Annotated in this window: 21 protein-coding genes and 1 riboswitch; of the genes, 10 read left to right on the forward strand and 11 right to left on the reverse strand. The window is 72.2% G+C overall.

The window, feature by feature from the left end; translation table 11 throughout:
* Positions 1-2 precede the first annotated feature (2 nt).
* Positions 3-155: riboswitch (cyclic di-AMP (ydaO/yuaA leader) on the reverse strand.
* A gap of 360 nt (positions 156-515) precedes the next feature.
* The 6 genes from ACFOWE_RS03215 (at position 516) to ACFOWE_RS03240 (ending at position 8,241) form a co-directional block, all read left to right on the forward strand.
* Positions 516-1,100 (forward strand): amino-acid N-acetyltransferase, encoded by a 585-nt coding sequence (locus tag ACFOWE_RS03215; protein ID WP_377285234.1) that lies wholly within the window; start codon positions 516-518, stop codon positions 1,098-1,100.
* A gap of 204 nt (positions 1,101-1,304) precedes the next feature.
* Positions 1,305-2,297, forward strand: coding sequence for an RDD family protein (locus ACFOWE_RS03220; RefSeq protein ID WP_377285235.1), 993 nt, complete (start codon positions 1,305-1,307; stop codon positions 2,295-2,297).
* A 213-nt stretch (positions 2,298-2,510) separates the two neighbouring features.
* A complete protein-coding gene (locus ACFOWE_RS03225) occupies positions 2,511-3,017 on the forward strand; it encodes an RDD family protein (protein WP_377285236.1) in 507 nt (168 codons plus the stop codon).
* A 514-nt stretch (positions 3,018-3,531) separates the two neighbouring features.
* Positions 3,532-3,867 (forward strand): histone-like nucleoid-structuring protein Lsr2, encoded by a 336-nt coding sequence (locus tag ACFOWE_RS03230; RefSeq protein ID WP_377285237.1) that lies wholly within the window; start codon positions 3,532-3,534, stop codon positions 3,865-3,867.
* A gap of 555 nt (positions 3,868-4,422) precedes the next feature.
* Positions 4,423-6,924 (forward strand): ATP-dependent Clp protease ATP-binding subunit, encoded by a 2,502-nt coding sequence (locus ACFOWE_RS03235; RefSeq protein WP_377285239.1) that lies wholly within the window; start codon positions 4,423-4,425, stop codon positions 6,922-6,924.
* A gap of 366 nt (positions 6,925-7,290) precedes the next feature.
* On the forward strand, positions 7,291-8,241 hold the full coding sequence (locus tag ACFOWE_RS03240; protein ID WP_377285240.1) for a sugar phosphate isomerase/epimerase family protein: 951 nt from the start codon (positions 7,291-7,293) through the stop codon (positions 8,239-8,241).
* Positions 8,242-8,339: 98 nt separating this feature from the next.
* On the opposite strand, the gene ACFOWE_RS03245 is transcribed toward ACFOWE_RS03240, so the two are convergent.
* The 3 genes from ACFOWE_RS03245 to ACFOWE_RS03255 are packed head-to-tail and all read right to left on the reverse strand — an operon-like array spanning position 8,340 to position 14,645.
* A complete protein-coding gene (locus ACFOWE_RS03245; RefSeq protein WP_377285241.1) occupies positions 8,340-10,220 on the reverse strand; it encodes an ABC transporter ATP-binding protein in 1,881 nt (626 codons plus the stop codon).
* Positions 10,217-13,309, reverse strand: coding sequence for a lantibiotic dehydratase (locus ACFOWE_RS03250; protein ID WP_377285242.1), 3,093 nt, complete (start codon positions 13,307-13,309; stop codon positions 10,217-10,219). The genes ACFOWE_RS03245 and ACFOWE_RS03250 overlap by 4 nt, the downstream gene beginning before the upstream one ends.
* A 4-nt stretch (positions 13,310-13,313) precedes the next feature.
* Positions 13,314-14,645 (reverse strand): lanthionine synthetase C family protein, encoded by a 1,332-nt coding sequence (locus tag ACFOWE_RS03255; RefSeq protein ID WP_377285243.1) that lies wholly within the window; start codon positions 14,643-14,645, stop codon positions 13,314-13,316.
* Positions 14,646-14,799: 154 nt separating this feature from the next.
* On the opposite strand from ACFOWE_RS03255, the gene ACFOWE_RS03260 reads away from it, so the two are divergent.
* Positions 14,800-14,988 carry a hypothetical protein gene (locus tag ACFOWE_RS03260; protein WP_377285245.1) on the forward strand — a complete coding sequence of 63 codons (189 nt, stop codon included), beginning with the start codon at positions 14,800-14,802 and terminating at the stop codon, positions 14,986-14,988.
* A gap of 333 nt (positions 14,989-15,321) precedes the next feature.
* On the forward strand, positions 15,322-16,080 hold the full coding sequence (locus ACFOWE_RS03265; RefSeq protein ID WP_377285246.1) for an AfsR/SARP family transcriptional regulator: 759 nt from the start codon (positions 15,322-15,324) through the stop codon (positions 16,078-16,080).
* Between the two features lie 31 nt (positions 16,081-16,111).
* Here ACFOWE_RS03265 and ACFOWE_RS03270 read toward each other — a convergent pair whose 3' ends face one another.
* Positions 16,112-16,987, reverse strand: a complete 876-nt coding sequence (locus ACFOWE_RS03270) for an A/G-specific adenine glycosylase (RefSeq protein ID WP_377285248.1) — start codon at positions 16,985-16,987, stop codon at positions 16,112-16,114.
* Between the two features lie 279 nt (positions 16,988-17,266).
* On the opposite strand from ACFOWE_RS03270, the gene ACFOWE_RS03275 reads away from it, so the two are divergent.
* Complete coding sequence (locus ACFOWE_RS03275; protein WP_377285249.1) at positions 17,267-17,953, forward strand: hypothetical protein; 687 nt, start codon at positions 17,267-17,269, stop codon at positions 17,951-17,953.
* Between the two features lie 136 nt (positions 17,954-18,089).
* Here ACFOWE_RS03275 and ACFOWE_RS03280 read toward each other — a convergent pair whose 3' ends face one another.
* The 7 genes from ACFOWE_RS03280 to ACFOWE_RS03310 form a co-directional block, all read right to left on the reverse strand.
* Positions 18,090-18,674: a DUF305 domain-containing protein gene (locus ACFOWE_RS03280; protein WP_377285250.1), complete on the reverse strand. Its 585-nt coding sequence runs from the start codon at positions 18,672-18,674 to the stop codon at positions 18,090-18,092.
* A 213-nt stretch (positions 18,675-18,887) separates the two neighbouring features.
* Positions 18,888-19,685, reverse strand: a complete 798-nt coding sequence (locus ACFOWE_RS03285; protein ID WP_377285251.1) for a lytic polysaccharide monooxygenase — start codon at positions 19,683-19,685, stop codon at positions 18,888-18,890.
* A gap of 300 nt (positions 19,686-19,985) precedes the next feature.
* Positions 19,986-21,071, reverse strand: a complete 1,086-nt coding sequence (disA, locus tag ACFOWE_RS03290) for a DNA integrity scanning diadenylate cyclase DisA (protein WP_377285252.1) — start codon at positions 21,069-21,071, stop codon at positions 19,986-19,988.
* A 300-nt stretch (positions 21,072-21,371) separates the two neighbouring features.
* Positions 21,372-22,775: a DNA repair protein RadA gene (gene radA / locus ACFOWE_RS03295; RefSeq protein WP_377285253.1), complete on the reverse strand. Its 1,404-nt coding sequence runs from the start codon at positions 22,773-22,775 to the stop codon at positions 21,372-21,374.
* A 92-nt stretch (positions 22,776-22,867) separates the two neighbouring features.
* Entirely contained in the window at positions 22,868-24,388 is a 1,521-nt protein-coding gene (locus tag ACFOWE_RS03300) for a CocE/NonD family hydrolase (RefSeq protein ID WP_377285255.1), read from the reverse strand.
* A gap of 199 nt (positions 24,389-24,587) precedes the next feature.
* Positions 24,588-24,902, reverse strand: coding sequence for a thioredoxin (trxA, locus tag ACFOWE_RS03305; RefSeq protein ID WP_377285256.1), 315 nt, complete (start codon positions 24,900-24,902; stop codon positions 24,588-24,590).
* Positions 24,899-25,279, reverse strand: coding sequence for a MerR family transcriptional regulator (locus ACFOWE_RS03310; RefSeq protein WP_377285257.1), 381 nt, complete (start codon positions 25,277-25,279; stop codon positions 24,899-24,901). The genes trxA and ACFOWE_RS03310 overlap by 4 nt, the downstream gene beginning before the upstream one ends.
* Positions 25,280-25,474: 195 nt before the next feature.
* On the opposite strand from ACFOWE_RS03310, the gene ACFOWE_RS03315 reads away from it, so the two are divergent.
* On the forward strand, positions 25,475-26,020 hold the full coding sequence (locus ACFOWE_RS03315) for a phosphatase PAP2 family protein (protein ID WP_377285258.1): 546 nt from the start codon (positions 25,475-25,477) through the stop codon (positions 26,018-26,020).
* Positions 26,021-26,221: the final 201 nt, after the last annotated feature.

The raw sequence follows: 26,221 nt of genomic DNA on the forward strand, positions 1-26,221 counted from the left end.
GGCTCCTCTCCTCGCACCGCCTACCGGGTTAGCTGACGGGTTCGGGCCGGAGGCAGCCCTACCGGGCACGCTGGCGGCGCCCTGGATTCACCCCGGGGAACGTTCGGGAGGTGGGTCCCCGGCTCTCCGAGTCGGAGATTCGGCGGGCCGGCTCTCGGGGTGAGCCGACATCGGCCTTGGACACTAGTGCAAAGGAAGGTTCAAGCTCAACCGGAACTGCAAACTCGGTAAGGGTCCGCGAACGACGAAATCACGGGCAGGTCACGATAAATCCTGGTCGGCAGGGTTGTCTCCCTGCGACGGTGCCCGCTCCGGAAGGCGTGTGACGAAGGTCTCCGCAGGTCCACGCCCTGAAGGGGGAGGGCGAGGCGGGCGGCGGAAGGCCGGGGTGAGGCCGGCGAGAGGCGGCGGTGAGCCCATGACGGGGCTTTTACTCTCCGTCATCCGGTGCGCTTGGGGCGCATGTTAAGGATGAGCCGTAATTGTCGGCGCTGAAGGACGTACCCTGATCCGATATGGAGCAGGTTGCGGAGCACTTCCCCCCGAAAGGCGTGCCGGGGGCCGAGACGGTCATGGTCCGCCGGGCGCGCACCCCGGACGTGCGCACCATCCGGCGCCTCGTCGACACCTACGCCGGGGCGGGGCCGCGCCTGCTGGAGAAGGCCACCGTCACGCTGTACGAGGACGTGCAGGAGTTCTGGGTCGCCGAGCGGGCGGGCGAGGTGGTCGGCTGCGGGGCGCTCCACGTGCTCTGGGAGGACCTCGCCGAGATCCGCACGGTCGCCGTCGACCCCTCCTGCCGGGGGCTGGGGATCGGGCACCGGATCGTCTCCGAGCTCATCCGGGCCGCCCGCGACCTGGGCCTGCGCCGTGTCTTCTGCCTGACGTTCGAGGTCGACTTCTTCGCCCGGCACGGGTTCAGGGAGATCCAGGGGACCCCGGTCTCGCCGGAGGTCTACGCGGAACTCCTCGCCTCTTATGACGAGGGGGTCGCGGAGTTCCTCGACCTCGAGCACGTCAAGCCCAACACCCTGGGCAACACCAGGATGTTGCTTCACTTGGGGGAAAATGACCCGGGTGCTGACTCGCGGGAAAGGTGACTGTTGTTACCTATGTCGCTACCTTGTGCAGCAGCAAGCATGCATGTCTGACATACGACGCATGCCCAGTCGAAGTGAGGTGACGCGGTGAGCACCGGACAGCCGCCGTATCCGCAGGATGATCCCGACCGCGATCGCACACCGTCGGGGCAGCCGGAGTACGGACAGCAGCACGGATACGGTCAGCAGGGCGGGGACCCTGACGTGACGATCGTGGGATACCGGGGGGACACCGGCTCCCAGCCCGGCTACGGCCAGCAGCCTCAGCAGGGCTACGGCCAGCAGGGCGCGCAGCCCGGTTACGGCCAGCAGCCGGGGTACGGCCAGCAGCCGGGGTACGGCCAGCAGGGCGCGCAGCCCGGCTACGGTCAGCAGCAGGGCTACGGCCAGCAGCCTCAGCAGGGCTACGGCCAGCAGGGCGCGCAGCCCGGTTACGGCCAGCAGCCGGGGTACGGCCAGCAGCCGGGGTACGGTCAGCAGCAGGGCTACGGCCAGCAGGGCGCGCAGCCCGGCTATGGCCAGCAGCAGGGCTACGGCCAGCAGCCCCAGCAGGGCTACGGCCAGCAGGGCGTCCACCCCGGCTATGGCCAGCAGGGTTACGGCCAGCAGCAGGCCTACGGTCAGCCCGGATACGGCCAGCCTGGGTACGGGCCTCAGGGGGTGACGCCTCCCGGCGTTCCCGGCCCGCTCGCCGAGTGGTGGCAGCGCCTGGTGGCGCGGATCATCGATGGTGTCATCTACTTCGTGGCCAGCCTGCTGATCGCGGCGGTCCTCGGCGCGATCCTCGTCACGCAGGCGAGCATCAACCTTCAAACGGGCGAGCAATCGGACGGGAGCGGTTTCCTCATCGCGGCCCTGCTGACCTCGCTGCTGCTGGCCGCGATGTTCGTCGGCTACGAGTTCCTCATGCTCCGCAAGAGCGGCCAGACGCTGGGCAAGCTGGCGATGGGCATCAAGGTCATTCAGGTCGGGGGCGTCGCCGGATCCCAGGGCCTCCCCACCGACGTGGCCGTTAAGCGCGCCGCGGCTATCTACGGCCCCCTGCTGTTGACGTGGATTCCGGGGATCGGCACGATCCTGACCTACGTCCTCTACCTCTACTGGATCGTGGCCTTCCTCTGGCAGCTCTGGGACAAGCCGTACCAGCAGTCCCTGCCCGACAAGGTCGCCTCGACGGTGGTCATCAAGGTCAAGTAGTCGTTTGATCATCGGGGCCGCCGGGTGAAACGGTGGCCCCGTTTTCATTCGTGGCCCGGAAAAGCGGTGTCGGGTGGCGCTTCCGGGGCAGACTGCGATGGACTGCGAACCCATTCGTGCGGCGGGAGGAACGCCATGGCCGTCTCTCGGCGCCCCGGCGACAATCGTCAAGGATCGGCGCCTCCCGAGTCCGCGGGCGCCTATACGGCCCCAATGGGCACGGCGGTCCCGCCGCCCGCGCTTCCCGCGCGACCCGCCGAATGGTGGGAACGATTGGCCGCCCGCGCCATCGACGGCATCGGCTTCGTGGTGCTCTACTGGATTGTCTCGCTCTCGCTCTACCCGCTCTTCGCCTCCGGGAGCGGAGACCGCACGGCGGATCCCCGGGTGCTGCCCGGTCTGGTCGCCGCTCTGGTCGCTTTCGGCGCCTATACGGTCTACGACTATGTGATGCACGCCCGATACGGCCGGACCTTCGGCAAGAAACTCCTGCGGATCCGGTTGACGCCGTACGGCGGGGCCGTCCTGGACCGTACCGGCCTCATGAGACGGGCCGCGCTCTTCCCGGGGGTTCTCCTGACCGCCGGCATTCCCGTGGTGAACCTGGGAGCCGCGCTCTTCGGCTCGGTGGCGGCCCTGTTCATCCTCATCGACAAGCCGTTCCAGCGGGGGCTCCACGACCGGGCGGCCGGCAGCATGGTGGTGCGCGACCTGTGCTGACGCGGTGGATCAGGGCGGCCGGTCACTCTGTCATCCTTTTCTCGGCGGCTTTACGGAGTGGAACCGGTAAGACGCCTGGAGAGAAGCATTAAGGTGGGGAACGGTGTCATGGGTGCCCTGTGGGACCAGCGCTCCTAGAAGCCGCTATGGTCATGTGTGGGCCGATCTGCCCATCCGGCCGCGCCCCAGTGCCGGGGCGCCGCCGCCGGAAATCTCATGACCCGTAATGTCATCCCGGGTGCGGAGTGAGGGCCAATGTACGAGATTATGTCCGCGCTGATACCTCCCGCGGTCGTGGGCGGGGTCTTCGTGTACGCAGTTTTCAAGCTTCTTCGCAGTGAGGCCGCCGGTCGTCGGCCCGCGAAACAAGTCGATCATGGTGAGTCGCAGAACGACTGATCCGCCCTTCTCTCCGGCGCGACCGGTAATCACGCCTCCGGAATTGCTGCTCTCTCACGGTGGGTATATGTTTGCCCTGCGAATGAAACAATACTCCGCCGAAAGGATTGCGTAGATGGCCAAGCAGATCCAGGAGATCCTCATCGATGACCTCGATGGAGGCGAGGCCAATGAGACCGTCTCCTTCGCGATTGACGGCACCAGCTATGAGATTGACCTGAGTGACGTAAACGCGAAGAAGCTCCGCGACTCCCTTGCGCCTTTCATGGCGAGCGCCCGCAGGGCGGGGGCCTCCGCTCCGCGTCGCCGCGGCCGCGGCGGGACGAGGGCGCTGAGCCGGGAGAAGAGCGCCGACATCCGGGCCTGGGCGAAGGCCCAGGGCAAGAACGTCAGCGAGCGCGGCCGGATCGCCTCGTCGATCGTGGAGGCGTACGAGAACGCCCACCGCTGAGCGGCGGGTGGCGGAAGAGGTTCACCGCTGGGTGAATCATGCGGTCATGGCGGTCACGGTGGGGTCCGGTGGCGGCCATGACCGCATGATGTGCTCCGCAGGCCCGTCCGTTCTCTCCTCCGTGCCCGGTCGCCGGGGGCTTCCGGGCCCGTCTCCGGCCCGCTCCCCGGGGCGCGCCCGCTCCGGGCGGGAATGCCCGGGGTCCTTGTTTTGTTCTCCCTCCGTGTCCGCAGGGCGGGCGCGAGCCAGGAGGACGGAGAACCGCTCCGCCGGCCGTACCGGCCGGATTCTCGCGCCGGCGGCCCGGATGACCGCGGAAATCACCCCTGCGCGGCGGGCGCGGATCGCGAATGGGCTCGCAGTGGTCGATAAACGTCGTTCGCTGGTGGCGTATCGGGAACATCGCACCCCCGCCAGGTAGTTGGATAGAGCGTGAACGCCCTGCTCTCGGGGAACGTCTCCTACGTAGAGCGGTTGCCGGGTCGGGGCTACCATGCGGGAGGACAGGGCCCGGATCTCCCGGACCTGCCTGACCGCTCTGTGAGGAGCGACGAGATGTTCGAGAGGTTCACCGACCGCGCACGGCGGGTTGTCGTCCTGGCCCAAGAAGAGGCCCGGATGCTCAACCACAACTACATCGGTACGGAGCACATTCTTCTTGGTCTGATCCATGAGGGTGAAGGCGTTGCCGCCAAGGCTCTGGAGAGCCTCGGCATCAGTCTTGAGGGTGTGCGTCAGCAGGTCGAGGAGATCATCGGCCAGGGCCAGTCCGCGCCGTCGGGGCACATTCCCTTCACCCCGCGCGCCAAGAAGGTCCTTGAGCTGTCGCTCCGCGAGGCCTTGCAGCTGGGGCACAACTACATCGGCACGGAGCACATCCTGCTCGGCCTGATCCGTGAGGGCGAGGGCGTCGCCGCCCAGGTGCTGGTGAAGCTCGGCGCCGACCTCAACCGGGTCCGCCAGCAGGTCATCCAGTTGCTCCACGGCTACCAGGGCAAGGAGCCGGCCGCCTCGGGCGGCCCGCAGGAGGCCGCGCCGTCGACCTCGCTGGTGCTCGACCAGTTCGGCCGCAACCTGACCCAGGCCGCCCGTGAGGGCAAGCTCGACCCGGTCATCGGCCGCGACAAGGAGATCGAGCGGGTCATGCAGGTCCTCTCCCGGAGGACCAAGAACAACCCGGTCCTGGTCGGAGAGCCCGGCGTCGGCAAGACCGCCGTCGTCGAGGGCCTGTCCCAGAAGATCGTCAAGGGCGAGGTGCCCGAGACGCTCAAGGACAAGCAGCTCTACACCCTGGACCTCGGCGCCCTGGTCGCCGGCTCGCGTTACCGCGGTGACTTCGAGGAGCGCCTGAAGAAGGTCCTGAAGGAGATCCGCACCCGCGGCGACATCATCCTGTTCATCGACGAGCTGCACACGCTCGTCGGCGCGGGCGCCGCGGAGGGCGCGATCGACGCCGCCAGCATCCTCAAGCCGATGCTGGCCCGCGGCGAGCTGCAGACCATCGGCGCCACCACCCTGGACGAGTACCGCAAGCACCTGGAGAAGGACGCGGCGCTGGAGCGGCGCTTCCAGCCGATCCAGGTGGCCGAGCCCAGCCTCAGCCACACGATCGAGATCCTCAAGGGCCTGCGCGACCGCTACGAGGCGCACCACCGGGTCTCCATCACCGACGGCGCGCTGGTGGCCGCCGCGCAGCTGGCCGACCGCTACATCAGCGACCGGTTCCTGCCCGACAAGGCGATCGACCTCATCGACGAGGCCGGCTCGCGCATGCGCATCCGCCGCATGACCGCCCCGCCGGACCTGCGCGAGTACGACGAGAAGATCGCCAACGTGCGGCGCGAGAAGGAGTCCGCGATCGACGCGCAGGACTTCGAGAAGGCCGCCGCCCTGCGCGACCAGGAGAAGCAGCTCCAGCTCAAGCGCGAGCGCCGGGAGAAGGAGTGGAAGGCCGGCGACATGGACGTCGTGGCCGAGGTCACCGAGGAGCTCATCGCCGAGGTCCTCGCCACCGCCACCGGCATCCCGGTCTTCAAGCTCACCGAGGAGGAGTCCCAGCGGCTGCTCCGCATGGAGGAGGAGCTGCACAAGCGGATCATCGGGCAGGAGGACGCCGTCAAGGGCCTGTCCCGCTCGATCCGCCGCACCCGCGCCGGTCTGAAGGACCCGCGCCGCCCGGGTGGCTCGTTCATCTTCGCCGGCCCGTCCGGCGTCGGAAAGACCGAGCTGTCCAAGACGCTCGCCGAGTTCCTGTTCGGGGACGAGGACGCGCTCATCATGCTGGACATGTCCGAGTTCATGGAGAAGCACACCGTCTCCCGGCTGTTCGGCTCCCCGCCCGGCTACGTCGGGTACGAGGAGGGCGGCCAGCTCACCGAGAAGGTGCGGCGCAAGCCGTTCTCCGTGGTCCTCTTCGACGAGATCGAGAAGGCCCACCCGGACATCTTCAACTCGCTGCTGCAGATCCTGGAGGACGGTCGCCTGACCGACGCCCAGGGCCGTGTGGTGGACTTCAAGAACACCGTCATCATCATGACGACCAACCTCGGCACCCGGGACATCTCCAAGGGCATCGGGGTGGGCTTCGCGAAGTCCGACGACTCCGAGTCGAACTACGACCGGATGAAGGCGAAGGTCCAGGAGGAGCTCAAGCAGCACTTCCGGCCCGAGTTCCTCAACCGCGTCGACGACATCGTGGTCTTCCACCAGCTGACGCCGAAGGAGATCATCCGGATCGTGGACCTCATGCTCGCCCAGGTGGCCGAGCGCCTGAAGGACCGCGACATGGGCCTGGAGGTCTCCCCGGAGGCCAAGCAGCTGCTGGCCGACCGCGGCTACGACCCGGTGATGGGCGCCCGCCCGCTCCGCCGTACGATCCAGCGCGAGCTGGAGGACACGCTCTCCGAGAAGATCCTGTACGGCGAGCTCCGCCCCGGCCAGACCGTGAAGATCACGATCGAGGGCGAGGGCGAGAACGCCAAGTTCGTCTTCACCGGTGAGGCCACCAACCGGGTCCCCGACTCGGCCGCCTCCATCGCGGAGCCGATCCAGCACTGACGTCCACCGGCCCAGGGCCGGACGGGCAAAGGCAGACCCCGCCGTGACACGCTCACGGCGGGGTCTGCTCATTTGTTATCCAAGGGGGCTTCTCGCCACTAAATGTAGTACTACACTCTGTAGAGCGAACTGGACCATGTCCCACCCCGGCTCACAGCCGCCCTGAAACGGTGGGACGGCCCGCGAAATCAGCCCAGCGGCGTATGGAGGCATCCGCTCCTCGAGTGACGCGGAGACCGGCGTGCGCGCGGGATGCTCTTGCGTGGACCGGGTCGAGTTCCGGCAGGAAGGGACCCGGCTCATGAGGCCGGGGCCGGAGTGTGGGACGGCCGCGTCTCTTACACGGAGCACGCCTGGAGGCATCGCATGCGCTTGCGGAACGAGGACGGGACGTTCGTTCACCTGGCCTACAACGCGGGCGTGCACCCCGCCGAGGACCTGGAGAACCTCATCGCGCACCTGACCCGCTACGCGGTGCCGGTGCGCAAGCGCCTGGGCGTGGAGCGCATGGGCGTGGGGCTCTGGCTCTCCCCCGCCGTCGCCGACCACCTCATCGCCGACCGGATCGAACTGGTGCGGCTGCGCCGCTCGCTGGAGGAGCGCGGCCTGGAGGTCGTCAGCCTCAACGGCACCGGCGGGCGCAACCAGGACGCCCCCGGCCCCGACTGGGCCAAGCCGGAGCGGTACCGCTACACGATGGCGCTGGCCAGGATCCTCGCCTTCCTGCTCCCGGAGGACGTGCGCTTCGGCAGCATCTCCACCATCCCCATCGGCTGGCGCCGCGACTGGCCGGCCGACCTGCACGCCATCGCCGCCCGCCGCCTGGAGCGGCTCTCCCGCGAACTGCGGGGCCTGTACAGCGCGACCGGCAAGACCATCAGGGTCGGCTTCGAGCCCTGGCCCGGCTGCGTGCTGGAGACCACGGAGCAGGCCATGGAGCGGATCTGCGGCATCGACTCCGAGCACCTCGGGATCTGCCTGGACGCCTGCCACCTCGCGGGCGGCGCCGAGGAGCCCGGCGCGGCCCTGCGCGGCCTGGCCCAGGCGGGCATGCCCGTCGTCAAGCTCGGGCGCGTGCACAACCACACGGGCGACTCCTGCCGTGAGCTGCCCAGCACCCGCCCGGTCCTCCAGGACACGCTGACCGCCATGCTCTCCGGGGCGGTCAGCGGCACGGCCCACATCGAGGTGGAGGCCCACGACCTGAGCGTGCCGCTGAAGGCCAGGACCCCGGGCACGCTGGTCAACATGCTCGCCGAGGAGCTCGACTGGGCCCGGACCAACCTCACCGCCCTGGGACTGCGGCTGGCCGCCTGACGGGCGGTCCCCGCCGCTGGCGCTCCTGTTCCGCTGACGCTCCCTGTCCCGACGGCGCTCCCCGTCCCGCCGTGCGGCGGGACGGGGACGCGCGGAGGTCAGGCCGGCGTCCCGGCCGGGGCTCCGGCGGAGGGCTCCCCATCGAGGTATCCTGCCGCCTGCAGGCTGAACAGACGGGCGTAGACGCCGCCCCGGGCCATCAGCTCGGCGTGGGTGCCCTCCTCCGTCAGCCTGCCGTCCTCGATCACGATGATCTTGTCGGCGATCCTGACGGTGGAGAAGCGGTGCGCGATCAGCAGCGCCGTGGCGTCCGCCGCGGCCTGCCGCAACCTGCCGAAGATCTCCGCCTCGGCCTCGGCGTCGATGGCCGCGGTGGGCTCGTCGAGAACGAGGATCGGGGCGCGCCGCATGAACGCGCGGGCCAGGGCGACCTTCTGCCACTGGCCGACGGACAGCTGCTCGCCGTCCTGGAACTGGCGGCCGAGCTGGGTGTCGTAACCGCCGGACAGGCTCCCGATCGCGCCGTCCGCACCGCTCTGGCGCGCCGCCCCGGTGATCCTGGGCAGGTCGTCGAGCGCGGTGATCCGGCCGAACCCGATGTTCTCCCGCGCGGTCATCTCGTACTTGAGGAAGTCCTGGAAGATGATGCCGATGTTGTCGCGCAGGTCGTCCAGGTCGTACTCCTCGATCGGGTGGCCGTCGATCAGGATCCGGCCGGACGTCGGCTCGTACAGCCTGGCCAGCAGCTTGACGATGGTGGACTTGCCGGCGCCGTTGTGGCCGACGATGGCGCAGCACCGGCCCGCCGGGATCACGCAGCTGAAGCCGTCCAGCGCCTTGGCGTCGGTGCCCGGGTAGACGAACGTGACGTCGCGGAACTCGATGCCGTGCCGCAGCTCGGCGGGGAACGGCCGGTCGCCGCCGGTGATCTCCGACTCGGGCAGGGTGAGGAAGTCGAAGAGGTTCCCGGTGTAGAGCGCGTTCTGATAGAGCCCGGCGAGCCCTCCCAGCAGGCCAGCGGCGGCCGTGCTGACCGCGGTGATCGCCTGGAGGAACCCGGCCAGCTCCCCGATCGTGCCGCTCGACATCGCGGAGAAGACGGCCAAGGTGATCGCGCCCATGGAGCCGAACACGCCGACCAGGCCCACGACGGCCCCCCACAGCTCCGCCCGGCGGGTCAGCCGCCTGTCCACGCGGAAGAAGGAGTCGATCAGCTCGCGGTACCTGGCGATGAAGTAGGGGCCCAGGCCGAACAGCTTGATCTCCATGAAGCTGTGGTCGGACGTGGTGATCCACTGGTAGTAGAACGACTTGCGCCGCTCCTGCGCCCGGTCGTACTCGACCTGCCACTCCCGCTTGCCGTAGAAGGCGTTCACGGCGGTGGCGGGCAGGGGGGAGACCAGGGTCAGCAGCGCGGCCCACGGGTGCCAGGAGAACAGCGCGACGCTGATGGAGACCAGCGTGACCAGGCTGGCGACGGTGTCGACGATCTGCTTGAGGATCTCGTAGGCGTTGCCGGAGGTGCTCTCGGCCTTGGCCCGCTCCAGCCGGTCGTAGTAGTCGGCGTTCTCGTAGGACTCCAGGTCCATCCGGGTGCCCTTGACCATGACCATCTCGCTGATCTTCATGGTCAGCTCCAGGCTGAGCACCGCGCCGAGGTAGCGCTGCAGGGCGCCGAGCACGTGCGTCGTCACGGACAGGGCGACCAGCGCCGAGATGGCGAAGACCACCTGCTCGCGGCCCTGCCCCCGCCCCGTCAGCTCCGCCGCCACGCCGCTCACGGCCTGCGCGGTCAGTGCCACCTGCAGGCCGGGCACGACCGCGGAGACCCAGGACAGCAGGCCGGTCGCGGTGACCTTCCACGGGCTGAGGCGCCAGAAGACGCCGATCAGGTGGAACCAGTAGGAGGGACTGGCGGACGTCCGGGCGTTCTCCGCGAGATCCGCGGGGAGTTCCTCGGGCGTCGATCCGACGGTCATGCGGGGCGTCCTCCGATCATCTTCAGGACGTGCTTCCAGATCGCGTAGGAGCGCTCCTCTCCCGCGCGGTCCGTCCCTGCCAGCCGGTTGACCGTCATGTGCGCGAGGCTGAGCAGGATGTCGTGCTCCGTGCTCCACAGCTCGCCCTCGGCCGCGGCCCGCCGTACGGCGTGGGCGGCGGCGGCGACGGCCGGGGCCTGCTCGGCGAGGACCGGCTCCAGGAGGGCGCGGACGGCGCGGGCGGGCGGCTCCGGGTGAGCGTCCCACGGCACCAGGAGGTCCGCAAGGAATTTACGGCGCGGCCGGTAGAGGGCGAGGGCCGCCTCGTCCGCCTCCACGGCGGGCACGGCGGCGAGCCGTTCGGCGGGGCCGAGCCCCCACTGCTCGTACAGCTTGTCGAGGACGGCCACCGTGAGCAGCTCCCGGTCGAGGTCCAGGCGGCCCGACCAGACCAGGTCGAGGATCGCCGCCGCGCTCCGGCTCCCGGCGGTGAAGACCCGCTCGACCGCGTCGTGGACGGCGGGCCCGCCGTACCGGGTGACCTCCGGGTCGTAGCCGGCCACGGCGAGGTCCGCGGCGAGCCCGCGCTCCACCTGGTGCCGCCCCCACTCCAGCAGGCGGTCCAGGACGGCACGCGGGTCGGCGCCGCCGGCCGCCCGGAAGCGCACGCGCAGGTGCGGCCCGGGGTCGGTGTAGCGGATGTAGAACCACCGGTCGGCGGCGGGCCCCAGGTCCTCGGCGAACTCCCGGAGCGGCCCGGCGATGATCTCGTCGTGCCGCTCGAGGTCCGCGTACAGCTTGACGAACGACCACGCGCCGCCGGGCAGCAGCCGGGGCCTGGCGACCTGCCGGGGGGCGCGGGCGGCGGCCGCGACCGCCTCCGCAGGAACGGCCGGGTCCGGTGGGGCCTCGCAGGTCAGGGGCAGGACGAGCTCGGTGACGTAGGGGCGTCCCGCCGTGTCCCGCACCCACAGGTCGTCGGCGCCCGGCAGCATCTCCTGCAGCCGCACCGGCCCCTTGGCGAGCTCCCGGCCCAGCTCGGCCCGGCAGTCCGGGTGCTCCAGGTCGAGCAGCAGCCGGTTGTCCTCGTCGACGAGGTAGACGTGCCGGGGGACCCGCCACCGCCGCCGCCAGGCGTCCAGCCGCTCGGCGAACGGGCCGTCACCCGGCGGCGCCTCGCTCAGTCCCCACTCCGCCGGGCGCAGCACGACCCTCCCGCGCACCACGCGGGGCAGGCAGGGGCCGGCCTCCAGACTCTCCCAGCTGAACGCGGTGATGCGCCGGTGGCGCATCTGGGAGACCTCGATGAGGAAACGCGCGACGTCGGGCGCGACCGCCGCCGACAGCATGTGGCTCTCGGCGATGACGAGCTCCCGGCCCAGCCTGCGCGACCACAGGTAGAACCTGTCGTGGGAGGCTCCGACGCAGATGTCGTCCAGGTCGATCACGTCGCCGGGCGGGGCCGACGGGGAGACGTTCACGGGGATCTCGTAGCGGTGGATCCGCGGCCGGACCGCCACGTTGCCGGCGCGGCCGTTCGACGGCAGGTAGGCCAGCTCGGCCACGGCAGCGTGCGGGGCCCGGCGCTCCCGGTGCCGGATGTAGCCGGCCAGACGGTCCCGCTGCCCGGGGGTGAACAGGTCGGCGAAGCGCCCGAAGGTGCAGCCTCCGGGTGCCAGGCCGTGCGTGTTCAGTACCGCCAGGTACTCGCCGCGGTCCACGGCGCCGGCGTCGGCCGCGGCGAGCTGGAGGTAGACGTCCACGGACGGCATCGGCGGCCGGTCGTCCGCGGTGGGCTCCCGGCCGCCGAGCAGGCGGCGCACCAGCCCGTCGGTGAGCTCGACCTGGCCGGCGCCGTCCCGGCAGGACTCGGTCAGCGTCTCCAGGAGCACCTGCTCGTAGCGGCTGAGCCCCCCGCCGTGGGAGCCGCGGGAGCCGCCCTGCCCGGCGTCGTGCTCCGGACGGCCGAGCCCCGTCGTGGGGTCGAGCAGTTCACGGACGGGCACGGGGACGTCGACGCCGTACCTGTCCAGGAAGCGGTCGTGGTACCCCCGCAGCGGCTCGGGCGTGTCCACCGCCGCGGACAGGCGGGCCAGCAGCCCGACGGCCTCGGCCACGTCGGCCGCCACCCGGCGGTGCAGCCTCGCCGCCACGACGTCCAGCGCGGCGTCGACCTGGTAGGTCTCGCCCGTGTGCTCCGGCGTCATCGCGCGCTGCCGGGCCCGCAGCTCGGCGAGCGCGGACGCGCCGCCCCGCTCCGCGCGTGCGGCGAGCCGCCGGACCTCGCGCAGCTCGTCCGCCAGGGCGGCGCAGGGCCCGCCCGCGGCGTCGAGCCGCTCCAGGACGTGCTCCTCCGGCGCGGGGCGGGTCAGCGGCGGGCGCAGCGAGCTCATCAGGTAGTTGAGGTCCAGCAGCTTCGCCAGCAGGTCGGAGAGCCGCTCCGGCGCCGCGTCGGGGAAGGCCGCGGCCAGTTCGTCCCGGACCTTCCCGTACGGCGCAGGCGTCGCCGCCAGGTCCATCACCGCCTGGACCGCGGGCGTCCACCGGATGCGGATCGCCCGCCGGTCGCCCTGGCCGTACACGTCGGCCTGCGGCAGGACGACGCGCTCTCCCGACCGGTGGGCCAGCGCGTTCCACACCACCTCGGCGTCCGGTGTCCCCGGGCCCGTCTCGACCCGTTTGACGAGCGCCATGAGCCAGCCCATGTCGGGGCGGACGCGCTCCCTGGCGAAACCCTCCGCGCCGAGCCGGAGGTCGGTGCGGTCGTCCAGTTCGCCGATCGCCACACCCGCGAAGCAGCCGTAGGGGGTGGGACGGGTGCTCATCCTGGTCAGGTAGCGCAGCAGTGCGGCGTGGGCGCGGCGGCGCCGGTCGGCGGGCGCGCCGGGCGCGCCCGCCCGGTCGAGACCCTCCAGCAGGGCGGGGCTGGCGGCCTCCAGCGCGCGCCGTACGGCGGGCAGGGCGGCCAGCCGGAGCGCCTCCCGCGCGGTGTCCCGGCCGGGGGCGGTGAGCTCGTGGTGGACGGAGGCGGGCAGGGCGGGGGCGCGCACCATGAAGAAGCCCGCGGGAACGTAGCGTGGATCGGTCATCGTCCTACCTCAGGAACAGTGCGCGGTACCAGGCGGGCCGGCGGTCGGCGATCACCGCCAGCAGGGTGAGCGCGACCCCGGCGGCGCCGTTCAGCAGGGCGGGGTCGTCGATGAGCTCGCCGGCGTCGCCGCGGTCGGGGAAGAGCAGCGGCCGATCGGGGTCGGCGTAGTCCAGCAGCTCCCCGACCATGGCGGGGAGCGCGGCGGCGGCGGCCGGGCTCCGCCCGGTGGCCGCGAACTCCGCGCAGACGTTGACCAGCCCCGCGTACCCGTGGCACAGGGTGGCCACGTCGACGTCGTCGCGGGAGGGCCGTCTGCGCAGCACCGCCTCGAACGCCGCAACGGCCCGCTCCCGCAGCCCGTCGTCGTCCAGTGCGTCCGCGGCGCTCAGCAGCGCGCCGGCGCATCCGGCCGTCCCGTAGCACCAGGCGAGCCTGTCGTGGTCCGCCGGCCGCGGCTGCTCGTCGCCGTTCGCGTCGAGGGGGACGCCGGTGGGCCATAGAGGGCCGTGCCCGTCGTCCTGGGCGGCCGCGAGCATCCGGTCGACCGCACGGCCGAGGGCCTCGCGCACGCGGTCCGTGCGCCGTCCCGCCGCCCACGCCGCCGCCAGGGCGGCCACGATCCCCGGCACGCCGTGGGACATGCCGAAGTTGACGTAGCCGTGCGGGTAGTCGTCGAGGTACCCCGGGTACGGCGGGAGCTGCGCCGGCATGATCGCCAGGCGGGGAGGGACCTGGTGGCCCTCGGTGAGCCAGACCAGGTAGTCGACGCTCGCGGTGAGGGCCTCGGTCACCCGCGGGTCCGGGTCGGCGATCGAACAGAGGTAGCCGAGGGTGCCCGACAGGCCGGTCATCACGTCGTAGTGGTGGTCCGCGACCTCGCCGTGCCGCCGCGGCGGCAGCGACCCGAGCACCTGTTCGGCCAGGCGCCGGTCGAGCCGGTCCAGGCTCGCGGCGAGCCGCGGTTCGTCGGCGCGGACGTCCGCCATGGCCAGGGCCAGCCCGCTGGTCCCGCCGTAGAGGCCGGGGGCGGGCAGCGGGTGGGCGGCGGTGGCGCCGACCGCGGCGCGGAGGAACTCCACCGAGGTCTCGACCCCGTCGGGCGTCACGCCCGCCCGCGCCGCGTACAGGTGCACGAGGGCCACGCCGGGGTGGCCGTTCCCGAGCGAGCTGCCGTCCCAGACGGCGTCCGGGGACTGGGCCTCCGCCTTCTGCCCCAGCTCGGCCACGTGATCCGGGTGCCGCATCGAGGCGGTGAGCGCGCCCACCACGTCCCGTGCCCGGGAACGCAGTCGTTCGTCGGTAAATGTGAGCCAATTCCCCGAATAGGTATCCATCGCGGGGCATTGTCGAGTCCGCCGCGTCCCGGGAGCGTTCCGTCACCGTTCCCGCGCTCGCGCGGAACGCTGCGGGGACGGAACGAAAACGCTGCGGGGACGGGCCGCTTCCACCATGGCCGCCGTCTGATCTGTTCTGGAAAGGAGAACGGACTTGAGCGGCAACGACCTGTTCGACCTCGACCCGCGCGTCAGCTCCTCCGGCGAGGGCACCGCGGAGCCGGCCGGCACGCCCACCATCACGGTCACCATCAGCGTGCGGGCCTGCACCAAGGTCACCCGGATCCGCACCTGCACCTGCAAGGGCTGCACGACCGCCCGTACGTGCATCCGCTGCAAGTGAGGTGAGGGCCGGCCGAGGCCGGACCGAGGGGGCGCCCGGCACACCGGGCGCCCCTTTCCCCATGTGCTCCCCGTGCGCCCGGGCGGCGGACGCTCCCGCGCGCCGCCGCGCGTCCGGCCGGTCTTCCGTGTGACGAAGAGCACATCGAGCGCGCGGCAGTGATGATCTTCCCTGAAGGGGGCCGTGCCCGCGGCGCGGGATGACTCCCCGTTGTACGGAATGACGCAATGCGTTGTTGACGGTCTATGTCGCTCTGTATATAAATTCTTCGGCGTCAAGGGATTTGCTCGGAAAAAAGTCCGTGGGGATGTGTGAGCAAAAAGGGGGTCCCGCATGCGCGGATCCGTCGGGGGCGGGCGGGAAGAGGTGGATCTGGAGGCGGAGCCATGCGTGGTCAGGCTGCTGCCCGCCCTGCGGTGCACGGCGGAGGGCAGGCAGGTGGCGCTGCCGCCGCTCGCCGCGAGGCTTCTCGCCCGCGTGTGCCTGGAGCACCCCGTCGCGGTCGAACGCGCCCGGCTGATCGGCGAGCAGCGGCCGGGATCCGGTGGTGACCCGCGCAGCCGGCTGCGGAAGACGGCGTGGCGGATCAACCAGGCCGCCGGCCATCCCGTGCTGACGGGGACGAGGAGCGAGCTGGCACTGAGCGAGTGCGTGCGGATCGACTACCAGTTCGCCAAGGACTGGTGCCTCCTCATGATCAAGAACGATTTCCCCAAGGAGATGGTGGAGCGCACCCCGCTGTGGCTCGGCGACGCGCTGGGCTGCCGCCTGCTCGAGGGATGGGACGAGGAGTGGCTCACCCCGTACCAGCGGGAGTGGGACGTGCTGCGCCTGCAGTGCCTGCAGGGCCTGGCCCTGGCCGCGCTGGACGCCGACCGCCCGACGGCGGCCGTGCTCTACGCCGAGCGGCTCGTCCGGGAGGACCCTTTCGACGAGGGCGGATGGCACGCGCTGGTGAGCGCGCTGGTGGCCAGCGGGCGCAGGGCGGCCGCCACCCGGCGCTTCGACGAGCTGGTCGAGATCCTCGACGCCGAGCTCGGCATCACGCCGGACCCGGAGATCCGCCGCCTGGTGGACGCCTGCCGCGCGTAGGGGAGGCGCCGCCGGCGGGGAGGAGTGCCGGTCAGAGCGGCAGGCGGTAGGTGCCGTCGTCGAGGACCTCGGCCAGACCGTCGGCGACGAGACCGTCGAGGGCGCGCTCCCGCTGGACGGCGTCGTCCCAGACGGCGTCGAGGGCGGCCTTGGGGACGGGCCCGTGGGCCCCGCGCAGCACCGCCAGGAGCCGGCCGCGGCACTGACGGTCGGTGCCGGCGTAACCCTGCCCTCTGCGGGCCGGACCCTCGTAGGGGGGCTTGCCCGCCAGCCGCCAGGCGCACAGGCCGCTGATCGGGCAGTCGGCGCAGCGGGCCGCACGGGCCGTGCAGACCAGGGCGCCCAGCTCCATCACCGCCACGGCCCAGACGGGCGCGTCCTCGGGACCGGGGAGCAGCGACTCGGCGAGCGCGCGCTCGGCGGCGGTGGTGGCCTTCGGCGGGTACTCCTCGCCCCGCACGGCCCGTGCCAGCACCCGGCGGACGTTGGTGTCGAGCACGGCGTGGCGGCCCCGGAAGGCGAAGCTGGCCACCGCGGCGGCGGTGTACTCGCCCACCCCGGGCAGGGAGAGCAGGGTGGCGTGGTCGGAGGGGACCTCGCCGCCGTGCAGGTCCGTGACGGCCCGGGCGCAGGCGTGCAGGTTGAGGGCGCGGCGCGGGTAGCCGAGGCGGCCCCAGTGCCGCACGGCCTCGCCCGGGGGCTCCGCGGCGAGGGCCGCGGGTGTCGGCCAGCGCCGCATCCACTCGGTCCAGACGGGCAGCACCCGCGCCACCGGGGTCTGCTGCAGCATGATCTCGCTGACCAGGATCGCCCAGGGGGTGGCGTCCGGCTCGCGCCACGGCAGCTCGCGGGCGCACCGGGCGTACCACTCGAGGACGGGGTTCAGCAGGGGATTGCGCTCGGGCACACTCCGACGATAGTGCCGCCCGGCGACATGTTTACCCAGGGAAACGGCAGGGAACGGCGGGTCGCTTCGACCTCGGGCAACGACCGTCCATACTGTGTGTAACCACTCCGCCCCGTTGGGTAATGAGACGGACTCCCGTTTCCGCTGGGCGACGTGGCCGGCCGAGGCCGGGACCGTCGGCGCCCGCCGTCGGCGGGGCCTGGCCGTTCCGTCCGCGAGAGCCGCGACGGGGAGGCGACCGCCGCCGGAAGAACCTGTAGTCCCTTCGCTAGGAGCAGGATGGAACCGGACACGTTCCGCAACGACATCGGGGTCGACGTCTACTGGCGGCGCCGGTTGACGGCGCTCGTCGCCGTTCTCGTGATGGTCGCGATCGTGGCCTGGGCCTGCTCGGCGGCGGGCGGGCCGGAGGGCACGCCGGAGGCCCAGGCGGCTCCGGCCTCGCCCAGCCCGGTCCTGTCCGGCCTGCCGGTGGTCACGGTCACCCCCACGCCGTCGGTCCAGCCCTCGGGCCGGCCGTCGGTCCAGGCGTCATCCCCGGCGCCCGCCACGCCGGCGCCGCGCCCCAGACGGCCGGGCGATCCCTGCGACCCCGGCGACCTCGTGCTGAGCGTCCTCGGCGCGGAGGAGGTCTACGGCGCGGGAAGCCGGCCACGGTTCATCCTCACGCTGGTGAACACCGGCAAGGTGATGTGCACGACCGACGTGGGCCCCCGGGCGCTGGAGATCCGCATCACCTCCGGCCCCGACCGCGTCTGGTCGTCCGCCGACTGTCTCAGCGGGGAGACCAAGGAGTCCCGCGAGCTCGAGCGCGGCATCCCGTACGTCCGGCAGATCGAGTGGGACCGCCGCAGGTCCGGGTCCGACTGCCGGGCGGAGCGGGCCGAGGCGCGCCCGGGGACCTACGTGGCCGTGGTGCGGGCCCCCCGCCTGAAGAGCGGGAAGGTGGTCTTCCACCTGCGGTAGGGCGGGACCCGTTCGAGCCGGGCCTCCGCCGGGGGCCTCCGCCGTGACGGCGCGGGTCTCCGGCCGTGCCGGGAGCCGCGGGCGCGGTGTCCGGGAGGTGCCGCCCGGGTCCGGAGGAGTACGGCGGGCCGCCGGGTCAGGAGGACAGCCGGGCGAGCATCCGCCTGATCAGCTCGGAGCGGGACCGGTCGATCCGGTGGGCGAGATCCAGGACCTGAGGGTTCCTCCCGGTGCGGATCTCCGCGCGGGCCATCTCGACGGCGTTGTGCTGGTGGGCGATGAACACGTTGAGGAACCGGGTGTCGAACGCGGCGCCGGACATCCTCCTGAGCGTGGTGATCTCCTCCGGACCCGTGGCGTGCAGTTCGGCGTGGTCGCCGTGCGCGTGGCCGCCTCCCGTCAAGGGCTGGTCCCAGCCGTACAGCCGGCGGGCCATGGCCGTGGCCTCGGCCCGCTGGGCGGCTCCCGCCTCCGCCGCCAGCTCCTTCACGTCCTCGCGGGCCGAGCGGTCCGCGACCAGACCGGCCATCTCCATGCCCTGACGGTTGTGCGCGACCATCATCTGCAGGAACGCCACGTCGTCGGCGCTGACATCGCCGGCCGCGGCGGCCCGTACGGTTCCCGCCGCCGCGGGGCGCACGCCGTACGTGCTCGCCGCGGTCCCGCAGGCGGGGAGGGCGAGCAGGCTCGCGGCGGTGAGGACGGCGGCGAAGCGCTTCATCGATCGTCTCCAGCGAGGGGGACCCCGGCCTTCCGCCGGGGTCCCCGGGTGATCCTCCATCGGCCGGACCGGCGGGCCGGGCACGCTCCTGCGCGGTGCCCTCGGCCGGGGCTCGGGCGGGTGCGGTGCCGTGCGGCCGTGGGGGATGCGGCCGTGGGGAGTGAGATGCCGTGCGGCCGTGGGGGGTGAGACGCGGCCGCACGGCACGGCCGGTCAGCCCAGGCGCCGCCAGAGCGCGGGGACCTTCGGCGGAGCCCAGTCGCCGTAGGCGGTGTGCGACTGGATGCAGCGGTACTTGACGCCGAGGTGGGTCACCACGTTGCCGACCACGTACTTCCCGCCCTGCCTCCAGGTCCCGGCGGGGACCGAGGGGAACTTCGTCGGGACCGCGGTGGGGCCCGGGACCGCCGTCCTGGTGGGGGTGGGAGCGGGAGTGGAGGGCTTGGTGGGGGTGGGAGCCGGAGCCGTGGTCTTGGTGGGAGTGGGGGCGGGGGCGCCGCCCGAGCCGCCCACCTGCAGGTCGATGCAGGAGTAGAAGGCGGCGGCGGTGTCGGCGATGTTCCAGACGGCCAGGACCTTCTGCTTACCGCTGTAACCCGACAGGTTGACGTTGTGGGTCACCGTCGCGCCGGGCTGCCTGCCGCCGTCGTTGAAGGTCGCGATCAGCTTGTCGCCGATGTAGTACTCCCAGGTGCTGGTCGCGTGCCGGGCGGTCAGCACCCAGTTGAAGCTGACGCTGTTGCCGACGGGAGTGGCGGGCCAGGCCTTGCCGTCGTCGCTCAGCTCGGCGAAGCGGGCGACGCCGCCGTGGCAGTTGCGCTGGCCCTTGGGTCCCTCCACGCTCTGCGGCTCGTACTTGATGGGGCCGCAGGGGACCTTGCCCTGGGCGCAGAAGGCCTGGCGGCTCGGCGGCGACGACACGTAGCCGTGGGCGGAGGCCGGCGTGGCGGTGAACACCGTGGCGCCGAAGGCGAGTGCCGCGGTCGCGGTGAGCGTGGCTGTCCTTCTCAAAATGCTGTCCTTGGGGTGGGGTGCTGAGAACAGGGGCCTCGCGGGGGTCCACCGGCGGGAATCCCCGGTGCGCGGAAGGCTGGATTTTTTATAACAGCGAGAAGGCGGAATGATCCTTATATGGACCTTAAATGCACTTTAGGGGCTTCATAATCGGGAGCGAATGGCGTGGGCCCCTCCTGTGGATCACCGCCTCGCTCCACATCGCCGCAGCTCACAGCAGTGCATCGAGCATCGGCGGGTCGGCGGCGGGACGGCGGGTCGGCGGCGAGACGGCGGATGCCGGGCACCCGGCCACGGTCAGACGTAACGCTCCAGAATGGACGACTCCGCCAGGCGGGAGAGGCCCTCGCGGATGTGGCGGGCGCGGGTCTCGCTGACCCCGCCCGCCTCCTGGAGGTCGCCCGTGCTGGCGGCCAGGAGCTTCTGGAGGCTGCCGAAATGCTCGGCCAGGCGCTCGACGACCGCGGCGGGCAGGCGCGGGACCTTGGCCAGCATGCGGTGCCCGCGAGGGCTGGCCGAGGTGTCCAGCGCGCCGGCGCCCGTGTGGCCGAGGACGTGGGCCACCGTGGACAGGTCGAGCAGGTCGGTGGAGGAGAGCCGGTCGAGTTCCTGCAGGGCCTCGGCGACCGTGCGGGCACGGCGGCCCGTCGTGGGCAGGTAGTCGCGCAGGATGAGCTCGCGGTCGTTCTCGGTCCCGGCGACCAGCTCGTCCAGCTGCAGGGAGAGCAGGCGGCCGTCCGTGCCGAGCTCGACGACGTAGTCGGCGATCTCGTCGGAGATCCGGCGGACCATCTCCAGCCGCTGGAGGACCACCGCGATGTCGCGGACCGTCACCAGGTCCTCGATCTCCAGCGCCGAGAGCGTGCCGGAGACCTCGTCCAGGCGGAACTTGTAGCGCTCGAGGGTGGCCAGGGCCTGGTTGGCCCGGGACAGGATCGCCGCCGACTCCTCCAGCACGTAGCGGACGCCGTCCAGATAGAGGGCGATGATCCGCATGGACTTGCTGAGGGAGACGACGGGGAAGGACGTCTGCACCGCGACCCGCTGGGCGGTGCGGTGCCGGGTGCCGGACTCGTCGGTGGGGATGGACGGATCGGGCATCAGGTGCACGGCCGCGCGCACGATCCGGTCACCGTCGCAGCTCAGCACGATGGCGCCGTCCATCTTCGCCAGCTCGCGCAGGCGCGTCGCGGAGAACTCGACGTCCAGCTCGAAGCCGCCGCTGCAGATCGACTCGACCACCGTGTCGTATCCGAGCACGATCAGCCCGCCCGTGTGCCCGCGAAGGATGCGCTCCAGGCCGTCGCGTAACGCGGTGCCCGGGGCGATCGAGGCCAGAACGGCTCTGCGGCGCTCGTCAAGCCCCTTGTCGGTTGCTGCCACATGACCCCCGTGGTCCGTGTCCGGAGCCCGTGCCCGCTCGGCGGCCCACCGGACTCCGGCGCCCAGCTTACCGAAGGCGGGCGGAGAGCCCGGATCACCGGCCGGGGACGGAAGCCGCCGAAGCCCTGGCACGGGTCATGGACCGCTCCTCCCGGGCGAGCTGCCCCGCACCGCGACACGTGGTGCCGTGACCGGCCCGTGCCGTCACGGCGCTCGGCACCGTGACCGGCCCGTGGCACCACGAAACGTGGCGCCGTGGCCGGGCCGTGGAGCGTGGGGCCGTAGGGCGTGGCGCCGTGGTCAGCCCGTGACGTGGCGGAGGGCGTCCCAGACGTTCTCCGCCTCGATGACGTCGAAGCCCGGGGCGAAGCTCGTGGGGCGGCCGTCGACGCGCACGAGGGAGCCTCCGCCGCGCCGTCCCCGGTCGGCGTCGAGGGAACCCGCCGGGACCAGGGCGCGGGTGAAGCCCAGCCGCGCCGCCTCCGACAGGCGGCGCCGTACGTCACGGACCTGGCGGAGCTCACCGGCCAGGCCGACCTCGCCCAGCACCACCAGCCCCGCGGGCAGCGGCCGGTCGCCGGCCGCGCTGGCCACCGCGAGCATCACCGAGAGGTCGATCGCCGGGTCGCCGAGCTTGATCCCGCCCACGGTCGCGGTGAACACGTCGCACCCGCCGAGCTTGGCGTTGAGCCGCCGCTCCAGCACGGCCAGCACCATCGTCACCCGGTAGGGGTCGAGCCCGGAGGAGGAGCGGCGCGGCTGCTGGGCCTCGGTCCGCGCGACCAGCGCCTGGACCTCGGCGGGGAGAGGACGGGTGCCCTCCATGGTGACCGTGACGCACGTGCCGGGGACCGGCTCGGCGCGGTGGGAGACGAACAGCCCGCTGGCGTCGGCGATGCCCTCGATGCCGCCCTCGTGCAGGTCGAAGCAGCCGACCTCGTCGACGGGGCCGTAGCGGTTCTTGACCGCGCGGACCATGCGGAGCCGGGAGTGGCGGTCGCCCTCGAAGTGGAGCACCACGTCGACGAGGTGCTCCAGGGTGCGGGGACCGGCGATCGAGCCCTCCTTGGTGACGTGGCCGACCAGGACGGTGGCCATGCCGCGCTCCTTGGCGATCCTGACGAGGTTGCCGGCGACCTCCCTGACCTGGGTCACCCCGCCGGGCACGCCGGTCGCCTGCGCCGAGCCGATCGTCTGCACGGAGTCGACCACGAGCAGGCCGGGCTGGACCTTCTCCACGTGGGTGATCAGCGCGCCCAGGTCGGTCTCGGCGGCGAGGTAGAGGTCGTCGTGGATCGCGCCGATCCGGTCGGCCCGGACCCGCACCTGGGCGGCCGACTCCTCGCCGGTGACGTAGAGCACGGTCTGCCCGCGTGCGATCTTGGAGGCGGCCTCCAGCAGGAGCGTGGACTTGCCGATGCCGGGCTCCCCGGCCAGCAGCACGACCGCGCCGGGCACCAGGCCGCCGCCGAGCACCCGGTCGAGCTCGGGCACGCCGGTGGTGCGGGCACGCGCGACCTCGGCCTTGACCTGGCCGATCGGGACCGCGGGAGCCGAGACCGCGCCGCCCGTGGCGACCTGCACGCCGCCGCGGGCGCTCTCCTCCTCGACCGTGCCCCAGGCCTGGCACTCACCGCAGCGCCCCACCCACTTGGCGGTCTGCCAACCGCACTCACCACAGCGATAACCGGGCTTCTTCGCCATGGCCGAACGGTACCGGCCCGCGCCGACAACTTTCACCCTCCCGCGGTCCGGGGCCGCGGGAGGGTGAAAGGCCCGTCCGCCGGGAGGCGGGATCAGGGGGTGACGCGGATGCCCGGGCGGGCCAGCGGGAGGGTGACGGTGGCCTGCAGGGTCAGGTCGGCGGTGGCGCGCTGCGGCGTGTAGAGCGCGGTGCCGGAGGTGATCTGCAGGGTCAGGCGGCTGTCCCGGGCGACCCGCCAGGCGATCGTCTCCAGTTCGAGGGAGACGGTGCGGGGACGCCCGTCCAGCCGGACCGGGATCGGCGTCGCCTGGTTGCCGACGACGACGCCGGTGCGCTCGTCCACGATCTGGGCGTACACGAACGTGGTGGCGGGGCCGCCGGTCGCCTTGCCGCGGTAGACGAGGCGCACCTCCGGCGCCCCGACCACCTGGCCCTCGGTGCGCGGGGACTTGACGCGGGCGGTCACGGCCTTGGCGGCGGGCCGGGCGGCGGTGGGCGTGCCGGAGGTGTCGCCGGGCCGGATCTCGAGCACGCCCTGCCCGGAGGCGCGCAGGGCGCCCTCGCGCGGCAGCGGGTAGCCGGAGGCGCCGCGCCAGGTCCCGGTGTCGTCCACGTACTCGAAGGCGGGGCCGGTGGCGGTCCGCTCGCCCTTGAGGTAGCGGGAGAACCAGTTCAGGCTCATCTTCTCGATGTGCCCGGCGGGGCCGGGGTCGCTGGCGCAGGCGCCGTGGCCGCCGCAGAACCACGCCATCTTCACCGGGGTGCCGGCGCGCAGCAGGTGCTCGTAGTTGGCGACCGCCTCGTCGAGCGGGAAGAGGGTGTCGACCGTGCCCTGGAGGATCAGGGTGGGGGCCTCGATCCGCCGGACCAGGCCGCCCGGGCCGCGCTCGCCGTACCAGGCGGCGTCCTCGGGCGACATGGCGCCGGTGGTGGCGCCCGACACGCAGGCGCTGCGCACGTGCGCGTCGACCCGGTTCGTGCCCGCCATGCCCCCGGCGCAGAGGATGCCGGCCCAGCCGGCCTTGTAGGCGCCGCCGGGGTAGAGGCTGCTGATCAGGGAGTTCCAGGCGATGGAGGGGACGAGGGCGTCGAGGCGGTGGTCGGCGGCGGCCGTGACGAACTGGGCGCCGCCGCCGTAGCTCCCGCCGGCCATGCCGACGCGCGGGTCGCCCGCGCGGTCCAGCCGGACCTCGGGCTGCTGGGCGATCCAGTCGATGAGCGCGGAGACGTCGCGGCCCTCCTTGTCCGCGTGGTTGACGTTGGCCTCGCCGCCCGACCCGCCGAACCCGCGGGGGTCCCAGGTGACGACGTTGTAGCCGTTGTCGCGGAGCACGCCGGTGCCGACGACGCCGCCGCTGTCGCTGCTGCGGGTCTCTCCGGTCCGGTCGCCGGGGGCCGACCAGCCGGGACCGACGAGCACCGTGGGGGCCCGCTCTCCGTCGGCGAGGTTCCTGGCGGGGAAGAAGTGGGTGACGATCTCGGTGCCGTCGAAGGACGTCACCTTGACCGTGCGGGCCTCCGCCGCCGCGGCCGATTCGGCGGCGACCGCCGGGGCCGCGCCGGCGGCCAGGCCGAGCGCGGCCGCGAGGACCGTCCCTGCGCGCATGCGCATCTTGCGCCTCATCTCTCGTGAACTAGAGCAATGTTCGCGAGGATGATGTCATTTCGTCTGGTTTTAGGGAAGCGTTCTCCCTGGCCGGGGGTGTGTTCGCGTCAGGCCCGGCCGCCGTCCGGACGCGGCCGTGCGGTCCGGCACGGCCGTGCGGTCCGGCTCGCTCGTGCGGTACGGCTCATCGCTCGTGCGGTGCGGCTCAGATGTGGCCCTCCAGGTCGGCGAGGAGCATGCGCTTGGGCTTGGCGCCCTTGATCTGCCGGACGACCTCGCCGCCCGAGTAGAGGTTGAGCGTGGGCAGGCCGAGCACGCCGTACCGCTTGACGGTCTCGGGGTTCTCGTCGGCGTTGATCTTGGCGATGGTGACGCGGTCGCCGTACTCGGCCTCGATCTCCGCCAGGACCGGGGCGATCATCTTGCACGGCCCGCACCACTCGGCCCAGAAGTCCACCAGGACGGGCTTGTCGCTGCCGAGGACGTGCTCGTCGAAGTTCTCGTCGGTCAAAGTGATCATTTCTCTCCCTGCTCTCTCCGCACGCATCCCGGGCAGGCGGTGGACAGCTGCGCGGCCACCTCGGCCCGCCGGGCCAGCAGCGTGCGGATCTCCTCGTCGATCTCGGCCAGCTTCCGCCGGTAGACGGCCACGGAGTCGGGGCACGACGCGCCGGTGGCGTTCCCGGCCCGCAGGCACGCCACGAACGGCCTGGCGTCCGCCAGCGTGAAGCCCACGGTGAGCAGCGAACGGATCTCGGTGACGATCCGGAGGTCGTCCTCGTCGTACTCCCGGTACCCGTTGGCCGACCGCCGCGCGGCGATCAGCCCCTGCTGCTCGTAGTAGCGCAGCGCCCTGGTGCTGACCGCCGCCCGCCGGGCGAGCTCCCCGATCCGCATGGCCCCTCCTCGCGACGACCGTAAACCCTGACGTCGGTGTCAAGGTCAAGCGGCGGCCCGGGATTCCGGGGGAGGGGCCGCGCTCCAGAGCCCGTCCGGGGGCGGGCGCGGGCCCCGGGGAGCGGGCCGGACGACGGGAGAAGGCCGGAGATCATTCGTTTATGGTGTGTTCACCACCACTTCACGAGGAGGGTCGTGTACCGCGACATCGTCGAGTTCGCCCTGGGCACCCCGGAGTGGGTGCACGCTCTCGCCGAGACGGGTACGGACGCGGGGCTGTTCGTCTTCGCCGCGCTCTTCGTCGCGGCCTGGTGGCGGGCGCGCGGCAGGAGCCCCCGCGACATGGCGCTGGTCCTGCTGGGCCCGGTGGCCGTGGTCGCGGTCTACCTTCTCAGCGAGGTCATCAAGATCCTCGTCCGGGAGGACCGGCCGTGCCGGGGCCTGGCGACGACCATCGCGGCCTGCCCCGAGGTGGGGGACTGGTCGTTCCCGAGCAACCACTCGGTGATCGCGGGGGCGGCGGCCGGCACCCTCGTCCTCGCCTGGCGCGCGCTGGCCGCCTTCGTGCTGCCGCTGGCCGCGGTGATGGCCTTCTCCCGGGTGTTCGTCGGCGTGCACTACCCGCACGACGTCCTGATCGGAGCCCTGCTCGGCCTGGTGCTGGCCCCGCTGCTCGTCCTGCTGGGAGTCGGCGCGGTCACGCCCGTGGTGCGCCGCTGGAACCTGGTCCGGACGGCCTGACGGGGCGTCTCCCCCGTTCCACTCCGGCCGGCCGGGACGTCCGGGGACGCGCCGGGGCGCCCGCGCCCGCCGTACGGCGGGGCCTGGCGGGGCCTAGAAGTGCCGCCAGCGCAGGACGTTGGGGTAGGCGAGCTCCAGGCCCGGAGTCTCGGCGATGGCCGCCGCGGCGACCTCGGGCGTGAACTCGATGCGGAGCACGGC

Source organism: Planomonospora corallina, assembly GCF_042650625.1.
Taxonomy (GTDB): Bacteria; Actinomycetota; Actinomycetes; order Streptosporangiales; family Streptosporangiaceae; genus Planomonospora_B; species Planomonospora_B corallina.